Source organism: Corynebacterium phocae (assembly GCF_008693075.1).
Taxonomy (GTDB): domain Bacteria; phylum Actinomycetota; class Actinomycetes; order Mycobacteriales; family Mycobacteriaceae; genus Corynebacterium; species Corynebacterium phocae.
The window spans coordinates 25,838-37,414 of sequence record NZ_VXKJ01000020.1 but is presented as its reverse complement, the minus strand read 5'-3'; the positions used below and the strand labels follow the sequence as shown (position 1 = coordinate 37,414).

General features: G+C 49.3%; 5 protein-coding genes. All 5 read right to left on the bottom strand.

The annotated features are described in order from the left end of the window. Nucleotides 1-135: 135 nt before the first annotated feature. Nucleotides 136-444 carry a transposase gene (locus F4V58_RS01425; protein ID WP_075732720.1) on the bottom strand — a complete coding sequence of 103 codons (309 nt, stop codon included), beginning with the start codon at nt 442-444 and terminating at the stop codon, nt 136-138. A 195-nt stretch (nt 445-639) separates the two neighbouring features. Further along, nucleotides 640-7,023 (bottom strand): SpaA isopeptide-forming pilin-related protein, encoded by a 6,384-nt coding sequence (locus F4V58_RS01420; RefSeq protein WP_150385668.1) that lies wholly within the window; start codon nt 7,021-7,023, stop codon nt 640-642. 4 nt (nt 7,024-7,027) lie between these two features. After that, the gene (locus tag F4V58_RS01415) at nt 7,028-8,365 is read right to left on the bottom strand and encodes a SpaH/EbpB family LPXTG-anchored major pilin (protein WP_150385667.1); all 1,338 of its coding nucleotides are present in this window, start codon (nt 8,363-8,365) and stop codon (nt 7,028-7,030) included. After that, nucleotides 8,356-9,318 carry a class C sortase gene (locus F4V58_RS01410; protein ID WP_150385666.1) on the bottom strand — a complete coding sequence of 321 codons (963 nt, stop codon included), beginning with the start codon at nt 9,316-9,318 and terminating at the stop codon, nt 8,356-8,358. The genes F4V58_RS01415 and F4V58_RS01410 overlap by 10 nt, the downstream gene beginning before the upstream one ends. Before the next feature lie 152 nt (nt 9,319-9,470). Then, nucleotides 9,471-11,279, bottom strand: a complete 1,809-nt coding sequence (locus F4V58_RS01405; protein ID WP_075732714.1) for a SpaH/EbpB family LPXTG-anchored major pilin — start codon at nt 11,277-11,279, stop codon at nt 9,471-9,473. Between the last annotated feature and the right edge of the window lie 298 nt (nt 11,280-11,577).

The window sequence follows — 11,577 nt, the reverse complement described above, 5'->3', positions numbered from 1 at the left end:
GTAGTTGATTCGAAAGATACCCCGCAATGGTCACCTTTTGCGTATCGACATCAGTTCTATCGCGGGATACAGATACACCACGCTAGCGGACGCAACCCATCCGGGTAATGCTGTAGTTAGCCTTCTCACGCTGCATTAGTTCGTATTTCTCCTCTCGTGTTGCTTCGCAGCGAAGAAGGCGCTGGCTTTTGACAGGAACTCATTATCTATCTCCAGCTCAGCGACTTGTTTCCTCAAGCGAGAGATTTCGGCTCGTGATTCTGCCGGCGATAGCTCACCGGAGTCACTATTGCGCTCCTTCTCGGCCTTGACCCACCTCGACAACGTACCTTTTTCTACCCCGATCTCTCCAGCGACTACGGCAACACTGCGCCCAGTCTCAGTAACAAGACGAGCAGCCTCCACACGATACTCCGGGGTGTACTTCCTTCTTGAACGACTCATAACAAACATCTTTCCGCACGGAGTCCAATTCCGCACTAACTAGGTGTCCGGAATTCAAGGGTAACCCCAGAACCAAAAGCGCGTCGGAGCTAAAGATCGCAAAGCAAGAGAAATCAAGAATTTCAGCCAAAAAGATATTCCCTTCGGACTAACCAAGTCCGAAGGGAATATCCTCATTCGTATGGTGCAGAGTAACTAGCCGGCAAAGCTCTTCCGGCGGCTAACACCAACGACTGAAAGTAATAGGGCCCCTAAAATCAACATCCAGTACACTCCCAGACCGCCAGATTCTGGAAGCTCACCCTTATGAACGTCGAAGACTTTAATAATGGTGCCGTCCAAATCCACAGCGATATTAGGCTCCGCAAGTGATAGAACCAGCTCTGCTGGAGCGCCAGAAGAATTCGCAGACTGCGACACTCTCAGCTTAACGGGCTCTGCGAGCAACTCGAAACCGTCTGGTGCCTTTGTTTCCACTAACAGGTATTCGCCTGCCGCCAGAGATTTCTCAAAGCGTTTTTGACCATCAGTCAGTCCAGGAAGAAGGCGAATAGGCTGGTCGGAATCAAAGGACTCACCCTTCAGTTTGTAAAGGGCGAAATCCCAATCATCAGTTGTAACAGGAGTTTCTTCATCACCGTAACCAAACTTCTTTATTGCTACTTCCAACGGCTCTGGTGGCGTTGGAATATCAATACAAGCAGATGATTTGTGAGATTGCGCAGTCTTAGGCTTAACAATATGAACTTCGTTGTAAGCGCCGTTTGACGGTTCGGGTGTTGCGCTACAAGTATAGCTGCTAGGGACTGCAGGATTATCTAGGTACTCAAAGTCAACATATACACGCCTATAAATAGTGTCCGGAGATTCTATGAGAATATTACTGAACGTATCGGAATCTCCAATTCGATAGCTGCCCTCCGGGTCACCTGTAACACCAGCTTCTGGTTTCGCTTCCTTAGTAGTGACAGCCCACGCTGTTCCTACTGGCTGACGGCTATTGTCAAGTTTTTGAACCCTAACTTCGCGAATCCTCACGTTTTCACTAAATTTCGGATAATCCAACAAGGTGTACTGGACGAATTGGGTCTTGCTTCGAAGTGCAATGTCGTAGACAGCAGTTTTTACACCGGGCGAGCCAGGGACGTCAACAAGACCAACTGGAGTTTTAGAAATAAAGGGCTCCAAGGAAGGTTCATCAAGGTCTTGACAGGCGGATGTCTCCGTCCATTTATTGAGGTTCGCAATATTATATTTAATTTTCACCTTATTGTAACCACCATTTCCGGCCACATCACCCTGCTGGCAACGGTATTCACCCGTATTGTCTGCAGTGAGGTTGTTAATATGCGAGAACTCTACGAAAATTCGCTTTGACTCAGTGCCATCTTCGTCGATACCCCAAGTACGTTGATTTTCGTCTGTTAAACGATACCTAGTTTCTCCATTGCTTTGTTCACTACGAACTAGACGTTTCTCCCCAACAGTAGAGACAGCACCGCTACCATCTGTAACCAAATCCTGAATATAAACATTATCGATAGCAACCTTCTTCGTAAAATCTGGAACATCGAAGACTTCGAATTCGGCTGCAGGACCAGGGTTAGTTACTGAAATGTCATATACAGCCATCTCGCCATCTGTTTTACCCGGGATTTTTTCAAAACCACGGGGATCCTTCGTTATCTGGGGTTTATTGTAAGGGATTTTCCCACAGTCCGAGGCCGCGATTGGCGCTGCTCCCGGCACTAGGTTGGAGGTTACCGAAACCCTGTTGAAAGCGCCATTCCCCGGTGCTTTAACCGAAGAACAGGAAAAACTTCCTTCTAGGGCTTCGGGATTGTCCTTGTAGGTAAATTCGATAACAATTTGTTTCGCACTACGCTGCCCCCGTGGGACACGCCACCTGTCACTGTTTGAGTCAGATAAACGGTAACTTCTTGGATTTCCAACTTCCGGGTTAACGTTTCGGGGACTACCGACCAACATCAAAGAACCATCTTGACGCTGGTTATAGTCTTGAACGGAAAATCCTGAGATTTCAACTTTTTTCGTGAAGTCTGGTGTATCTTGGACCTCAAAATCATAGGTCTGGTCATTGTTAGAAAGAATGACATTGTATACTGCCCGCATACTGCCGGGCTTTCCGGGAACCGGTTGGACCCGAAGGAACTTCTTGCTTATAACAGGTTGCTTCGGAGATTCGATATCCAAGCACGCAAATGCCGGATCGGTTTCCACCGTGTTTCCGCCATCTTGGTAACGGAGCACAACTTTATTGAGGGCACCATTTTTCGGGGAAAGAGGACGGGAACAAGTAAGTTTGTTATTTTGACTTAATGCAGATCTTCCGTAGGTAAAATCTACATAAACAAATTTAACCGCCGTTTCACCGGCAGGCACCGTCCATGCATCCTGATTTGGGTCGGTGATCTTGTAAATAGTTTCACCGCCAGCAATTTGCTTATTTGCAGTCCACCTGGACCCAACCGCTACATACTGACCGCCATTAACGGCAGCATTCTGAATTTCCATTCCATGAATATCAACATCATCTGTGAAAAGCGGAGCGTCACTGACTTCAAACCGACGAGCCTTAAGGTCAGGATTGGTCACAACAACCTGGTATACCGCGCTCTTATGTCCAGGCACTTCGGCGTTGTCAGTAATCTCCACATTACGTTTCTGCACGGTTGCTTTCGGAGAAGGAATATCGGCGCAGGCATTATCTGAAGTAATCTCAACGCCAGAGTCCCCAGACTTACGAACTGAGACTTTGTTAAACCCACCATTATTCGGTGTAGGAACCGTCCCACAGCTAAACGTACCGCGACGGGCGTCTACATTCGACGCATACACAAATTCCACATATACACGACGATGCTCCGTCTGATTGCCACCGATGCCCCAAGTTTCGGAACGCACGTCAGAAATTCGGTAGGTCTTATCGCCCTGTCCCTGTAACTCGCCAAGTTTCGTCTTGGCCCCAGCCGGGGCTAAGACACCGGTACCGTTGTCTCGTAGCTCTTGAACAAAAACGTTACGAATTTGAACATTATCCGTGAAATCAGGCTTATCATAAACAATAAAATCACGGGGTGCAGGGTCATTGTTCCTAAGAGAGATATCGAATTCCGCCGTTTTTGTATCTGAGTTCGGCGTATCGGTTACTCCTTTATTCGTCTTTGTGATGGTCGGGGGAACGGCCGGGGCTTCAATGTTCTGGCAAGTGGACGCTGAAAGCCATTCCGCACCAGATTTAACCTTTGCAGTATTAAAACCGCCGTTACGGGCAGTAAACTGGGGTGCTCCAAGGCAGCGGTAATCCCCACTACCAGCGGGAGCGTTTAGAGAATAAGAGATGTCAACGTATACGAATTTCTGCCCCCTAGATTGCCCAGGAACAGTCCACGTATTTTTCCCAGCATCAGCAATTCGATACTTTCCAGAAAGGCGATTGCCCTCTTCCAATTGTTCTGAAGTCCTCTTCGGACCAGAGGGATTACCATTTACAGAATCCTGAATCCTAACTCTCAGTACGTTTACTTTTTCGGTAAATTCTGGAATATCCACTACCTCAAAATCTTGAGCCTCAACAGCGCGATTCTCCAGGGTAACCGAATATTTGAGGGTTTTCCCTTCCGGAAAATTCTCAGTATCAGTAACCCCAAGTGGGGTTTTAGAGATCACCGGTTTCGGCGAGTCTGGTTTCAGGAAATCGCCGCAATCGGACGCGCGCCTGACCTCGTTATCAAGAGTAAAAGAGGCTGAATTATAAGCGCCATTACCAGGATTACCGTTACAAGTATAACTAGAGTCAGTCCTTTGAGCGTTAGCGGCATAATAATAAACGTCTATTTTCTTCTTAACAACCTTACCTGCCGGAACGTGCCAGATGTTCGAGTGTTCATCAGTGACTTTAATTTCTGAACCATTAAGGTTCACCCCATCACTGCGCCCGCGCAAACTGTATTCTTGCCCGAATACGGTTTCACCGGTTGAAGAGACCACTCCATTTCGGGCCCACACGGAAGTCACTGATTTCACGGATGTAGCGGAGAAAGAGGGCGTATCGAAAACATTCAGATCTCGATCGATGGCCCGCGGTGCCGTATTGTCAATCGTCAAAATGTAGCTAGCGCGGTATTGCCCGTCCCCACCTTGGGAATATTTAACATTTTCTAACCAATTTTTATCAAGTTGAGGAACCGGAGGGGGCGCAACCGGAGGTAGAGGTTGCACATCTATACAAGTATTGCTGGTTAGAGGCTCTAGTCCCTCAGACTCAAGCCGGGCAGCATTATATGCGCCCTTTTTGGGTGCGCCGTTCTCACACCGCAGATTAGCTCCCTGCGGATTCTCTGCGGTGACCCCGTAAGTATAGATTTTAACCTGAATAGTCTGAACTTCCCCAGCAGAAATTCTGTGGGTAAAGTCGTTCTCGCCGGATGGCAAATAGTAGCCCTTTCCGGAGATATAGTTACCAAACTCGATTTCCTTGCCGTTAGGCAAGACCACAACCCTCTTTTTGATAACCAGCCCACGAGTAAAATCAGGTAGATCAAACAACTGGAAAGTTCGATCAATAGGTTTCGTTCCCGCTGGCGGGGTGTTGTTGTCCACAACTATCCCGTAGGTAAACTCGGTCTTTCCCTCATTCTCCCCAGTATCTGACGGAGCGGCAGGAGTCTTTACTAGTTTCAGGGGAGCAGGCTTCACCTTCGGTGGTTTAGAGACATTGGTATAGGGCTCGAAACCGCCGTGAAGAGTCATGTCGCTGTCTTGTTTGGATCTTAAATCCACTCCAGCTTCCTGCGTAGCATAAGAAATCTTCATTGGAGTATTTGCTGGAATCTGGAGCCCCTCCCGGTACTTTGGATTATCAGGACCGTTGTCTCGATTTAGGAGTTTATCAACACCGGCTTTGTTAAAGAACCTAACCTGAATAATTCCGACCTTATTGACGTTTGTAGGACCGGTCCCTGTTACCCCAACGCCAAATTTTTTATCCGGAGAAACTAATAGATAACCATCCCAACTAGCGTCCGGTATGTTATGGAACTGCCAGTCCTTTGTGTCCAAGATACCCTTTATCTGTATTCGGACAGCATCGCGTGAGTCCCTCACCAATCTAGGCTGAATGGGAGTGCTATAGTGATTCCTTAAACTGCCCTGTGAATTTCTCGATCGAAGACTTCCAAATTCAAATCCATATAGCGGGCCACCAAATGCCCCACCAATAGTGAAACTTTCTGAGCGTACCGTTCTACCTTCTTGCCTTGAATGTGATTCAAGCTTACTCACGTGCTCGCGACTGAAGAACCTTCCTTGCTCAAGATTGTTATTCCGAGTACAAAGGCGCGTTGCACCATTCAGATCTTGGTAAGAACTATACTTGATTTTATTCTTGTAATAAGAATTTCCTTTGTAATAAGCCAAACACCAATGAGGATTGAAAAAACTCTCTCCTACCCCCAACGTTTGAGAACCCTCCGGCCAAGATACGGCATAGCCATCAGGAACAGAATATCCCGGTACAGGCTTTTGTGGTCCTAGATCAAAGGCAGGCGTACGGTTGACGCCCATACCTGTTTGAGACTCCACACCACCATGAGTCTCACGCTGGTTAAAAACCTCTTTTGCAATTTCCAGATTATTGATCAGGAAGTTCTTTGGGTTCGCTGGTGCGTTGAAGTCTTCGTAGCCTTCAAGCGGTGGGGCGGCTGCGGGCGGCACCTTTCCGGCCACAACGTCAATTCCGTTGCCCGATCGTATTTCAGGCTGATCATCAACTGCAGTCGGAATTAGACTCCAGTGGGCATCAGGTTCTTCGGAACCCACGGTATAGGTAATACTAAACTTCTTACCGTTAAGGGAATCTGACTCGTCGGTTTTATCAGGAAAAATTTGAAGGAATTGCTTAAATTTTGCTTCTTCTTCACCGAGGCCTAGCAGTTCTTGTGATTCTGCAGCACTCCTCGCTTCGAAAGTAGTACCACTTGCAGTCTTTCCGTCGTATGTAGCTTCCTTAATTCCTGAAACAACGTCATTGCTTCCCAGTTTATGGATGACGAGAACTTCCATTGGATGGTTTAACCCGGTTTCGTCTTCAATAACACCGGATAGCTTCCTGGTGTAAAGCTTCGCGTCGTCATCGTAAGACAGGGTCTCGACGGAGAACTTGGCTTGAGGTCCTGAGACTATGTTTCCGTTTGCGGATTCCCCCGCAGAGTCACCGTCGGCAGATACAACACTTTCGTTCGGGGCCTCCGAAGTCCTAGCGCTTGCGTCATCGGTAGGAGTGATCACGTCAGAGGAGTCATCTACCGTTACCCCGTTAGCCTTCTCTGATGCCTGATCTAAATCGGGTACTGTTTGCACGCCTAGCTCAGTTGAGGGGCTTTCTGCAATTCCTGATTGATCACTACCAGCGGGGACTCCCTCCAGGGTCTCCAAATTAGACAATGGAGAATCAACCCCCTCGTTCGATTGAGCAACAGGGGTACTAATCATGAGCAAACTTGTTGCTGCTGCCGATGCTAGGGCAGCTTTCGTGTAACGAGTTCTAAAAAGTTTCATAGGTTTAGTTCCTCTTGTAATTGCGTCGAACAAGGATGAGGCCAAGAGCCGTCAGGGTGATACCAAATAAGATTGTTGCCAGTACATTCGCACCGGTCATAGCCAGACCAGGTGGCCTAGGTGTTTTCTTAGGTGTATCAGGGGTTCCCGGGTTTCCAGGATCCCCGGGAGTTGGTACAACGGGCGTTGTTGTAGTTCCCGTAGAGGGCGGAGTCTTCTTTGGTGTGGGTGGAACACCCGAAGGTCCCGGCGGCGGTGTTGTAGTAGAGCAAGGAATGGTAACTACGTATTCCTCAGACTCCACGCCGTAACGGTTTACCAGGTCAAAGGCCGGGTAATGAGGGGCGGTGAGGAAGGCGGTGAACTTCACCATGCTCTTCTTCTTCACTGCTTTGGCTTTGAATCCCCAGTGGACATAAGCATCCGGATTTCCTCGGCGGACCTTGGAAAGCTTTTCCAAACCGGATTTGGTGAACTCTACTTGGGTGAGGTTACCGTCCACGTGCTTGATGGTGTAGTCCCCTGCCTCAAGCTTGGTGCGCTCGTTGCTACCGTGTTTGCGGCTGACGTAGAAGTCGGAGCTGTTTTTAACAAACTCCAGGGACTCATCAAGAGGTGCGGAGATAGCGAAGCTGGAAATCAGGTTGTCGCGCCCCGGTGCCGGGAGGGAGCCGGTGACGCCAAGCTGGACTGTGTCGCCAATATTTGCGCACTGCTTGTTGCCTTCGGTCTCACCAAGAATTGGTTGGTCCTTGGGCTTAACAGTGACGGTGTAATCCCAACCGGTGCGCTCAGCATTGGTGGCAGGAAGCGCCACGACAAAGGGATTGACTACAGACAAAGAGTGATCAATGGCGGTAGTGGTGTCCTCGGTGATGTAGTAAAGACCAATCTCAAGGTTGGAAAATTCTGCAACACCGTTGGAATCCGTGACAGCCTCGATTTTTTCACCAAGACGGCCTTTTTCCTTGCCACTGTCATAGAAGTCCCAGATATTCATTTCTTCGGCCATTTGCCAGCCCTCATTACGAGTGAGGTCAAGGCCTCCTATTTTCTGAGCGTAGAACTTCAGACCAGGAACCGGGTCCAGGGACTTGCGCGCATTGGGATTAGACGGATCACCGTACTGCTTCTGAGGGTCACCAAGGTACTTTTGTACCCTTAGGTTGACCTTGCGGGAACCGTCAATCAGGGATGCGGCCGGGCCATCATCGGTGCTAGTAACAATGCCTGCTTGCGCAGGACTTGCTACGAAGCCCGCCGCTGAAGTACCACCAAGAAGGAATGCTGAAGCAGTGAAAGCGACTGCCACCCGGCTCCATCGAGCTTTAGTTATTTCCATGGGTCATTCTCCTCTTGCATTACTGAGCCGGACTCAGCAGTAATTACGTTGTTTTCTTCTTGCGCCGCCGATGCCGCTTTTTTCCTGTCCCGGCGCCTGTTACGGACCCATTCGTAGATGGTCAGTAGCAGGAACAACCCAACAATCACCAGCGCTGCGGTCATCCACCACTGCCAGGGTTGGCCAACAGTTTCGATGATTTGACGCACATCTTCATCAGGGTCCATAGGAACTCGCTCCGCGTGTACCAAGAGACGGTGGCTGTTAATGCCGTACGGCGTACAAGTAATCAAAGTGATGACGTCTCTGCCCGGGATGGGACGAAGACTGTCGCTTTCACCTGGGAGCACGACCTGCAGGTCATACACTTTGTACTTCATATCCTCACCCGAGACGGTGAGATAAATCGCGTCACCCTTTTTCACATCAATGAGGTTGTCCCAAAGTGTTGCCACCGGAATCCCCGTATGCCCTGTGAGCACGGCATGGGTTCCCTCACCGCCTACCGGCAGGCCACTGCCGAACAGGTGACCAATGCCCTTGGTCAACACTTCCTCGGTAGTGCCGTGATAAATAGGGAGCTTTGAATCAATACTCGGGATAGTTACCTGTCCCATCACCTGTGTGAGCGCAAGTTGCTCTGTGTAGCTTTGATACAGCTCGTTATCTTTCGAAATTCGTGCCAACCAAGGGTCCAAGATAGGTCCGCCCTGATTTGCTGCATTCCATTCGCGGGCCTGCTCAATCTGTTCAGCAAGCTTCTCCGCAGGAATGGACTCCTGTTGCTCTGAAAAGACCTCAACGGCACCTTGCTGCTGACTATTCATGTAAATAGTAGCGGCCACTGGGTAGAGAATTGCCACCAAACCTACGATGGTCAAAATGACCGATATCACGGACATAGGCTTCCGCTTTTTGGGAGCTTTCTGCTTGCTAACTACAGCAGTTGCCACGCCAATCACCTTCTAAATCTTTAAAGAGAACACATTTCGAAACACACGAGCTACATCAACTCCCACTAGCAGGTTAGGGATGAGCACAAACGCTCATCCCTAACCTTCAACTAGCTTGCTTCCTCAGCACGGGGCTTTAAGAAACCTAGCAATTAGGCTTCGTTGCGACGTCCGAATACAGAGAACAGACGAGCAAACAGCAGTGCAGCTGCGCCACCGAGCAGGATGAAGATAACACCCATGCCACCGGTCATTGGCAGGTTGAAGTTACCGTTTTCCTGAACGTTCTTGACACTCAAGTTCTTCAAAGCGATAGTTGCATTGGGGTTATCTGAAGGCAGCTGGAATCCGATAGGCTCAACAAGCAATTCGTAGCCAGGCGCAGTTTTGGTCTCGACCAGGCAGTATGCGGTCGTATTAGCATTCGGATTAACCGAACCGTTGCGGTAGTCGGTTGCTAGAAGGCCCTTAATTTCTGGTACGTTCTGATCGGCCAGGGTTTTGATCGGATCGGTATTAAGCGGGGTAGCACCGTTTCCAATGGTGTAGGTTTCGGCTGTGGCATCCTTGGTACACTCGTAGAGATTGAATTCTACGTTCTCCAGTTCGACATCCTCATCAACATTGGTTTTCTTGATGTTCACGTTGCCGTAGTAGGAACGTGGATACTTCGGATCCGGACCATTGGGATTGCCGGGCCCCGGAGGGGTAACAGCTGGTGGCTTATTTGGATCTTCCCCGTCTGGCGGAGTTTGGCCATCGCGCCCAACGATACCTTTGAACTTGTTGACGATGGGAGTATTCTCGTCGTTTCCGTTCGCTGAAACGGTGAAGTAAACATCGGCGACCACGGCATAATTCGCGTAGTTGTCTTTCGTCTGTTCATTAAGAACTGCAAGACCACCGTTCGTCTCCGTATCAGTCAGTGTGATCGCGTAAGCGTTGAGGGCTGCGTCGTCGGTTGCGGCGGCATCGTTGTCGGTCCAATGGTTAGTCTTCTCGAGATCTTTTACGACGTAACCCTGATCACCGGGATTCTTCGTAGTGTCAACGATGTACACCTTGGTGGATGTTTTATCCACAGTGAGGCGAGAATTCGGGTAGAAGTCAGAGAGGATAAGCTTGGTGTACGGATCGCCCGCAGTAAGATCCTGCTCAATCTTGTAACGGACCTTTTCGGTGCTTCCAGCTAGAAGGGCTTTGCCCTTAGGTTGGCCAGTTGCGCCACCTTTGTTGTCGTCGTAAACTTCCTCGACTGTCTTGGTAATCTCGCCGGCTTCCTGGACAGAGTTCTTGGGGTAGACGTGAACTGTATTCAGCCATTGGTTCTTGGCGTCCGGATCCGTCATCGGCAGAGCAACGATGAAGGGCTGAACGTCCCTCTTGTACCCGGATGGTACAGACTTCTCGACAACAAGGTAGAGACCCATATCCAAGCCTGTCAAGCTCGTCTCGCCCTGAGCGTCAGTTGCAGCAGTTTCCGTCGCAGTGCCTAGAGTGGCATTGGTGGTACCGGCGACAACGAAATTAGTTACAAGGCTCTTGGCTTTATCCGTGGTTGATTTGTCACCAGCGTTGAACACCTTGGAGAATTTTTCGGCATTTTGCCAACCGGAGTTGGTCGACAAGTCAATACCGCCGATCTTGTAGGCTTCAAAGACAACGCCTGCGACAGGATCACCGAACGAATTCGGAATATCGGTGATTGCTACACCATTGTTCTTGCGCCGTTCACCTTCGGGTCGATCACCGTTTTCAGCGAATTTACCTTTGGTTTTTCCATACTTGTGGATTTTCAGGGTGTATCCATCTTGCGGCTGGACAGGGAGAGCCTGGTGGGTGAAGTCACCCTCAGCAGCAACAGCACTAGGCGTCGCCACGACCATCTGAGAGCCGAAACTACCTGTTGCTAGAACGCCAGCGGCAATAGCTACGGCAAAGCCTTTTTTGAATTTCATCATAGATGAGAACTTTCTGTTCGAAATTGGAGTAGGGCACTTCGGAATTCAAAAGCCCTCTTGGTGAAAAGGTTTTGAGACGTACCCGTGGAGGTAAAGCAAGATGTTTCCTGATAGCGGCTTACCTTTCAAGGTTTTGGTCGCCAGGTCTCATCTTCCACTAAGAAATCTAACTACGAGCCCTAAGAGTTGTCAAGTCTTCTACATGGTTTCTAAAGCTTTGGGGTGGCTGGGCACGTCAGACCCATAAAGAAAGGCAGTGTGGCAACGGAATATAACCAGTCAGGCCACAGAATGAACT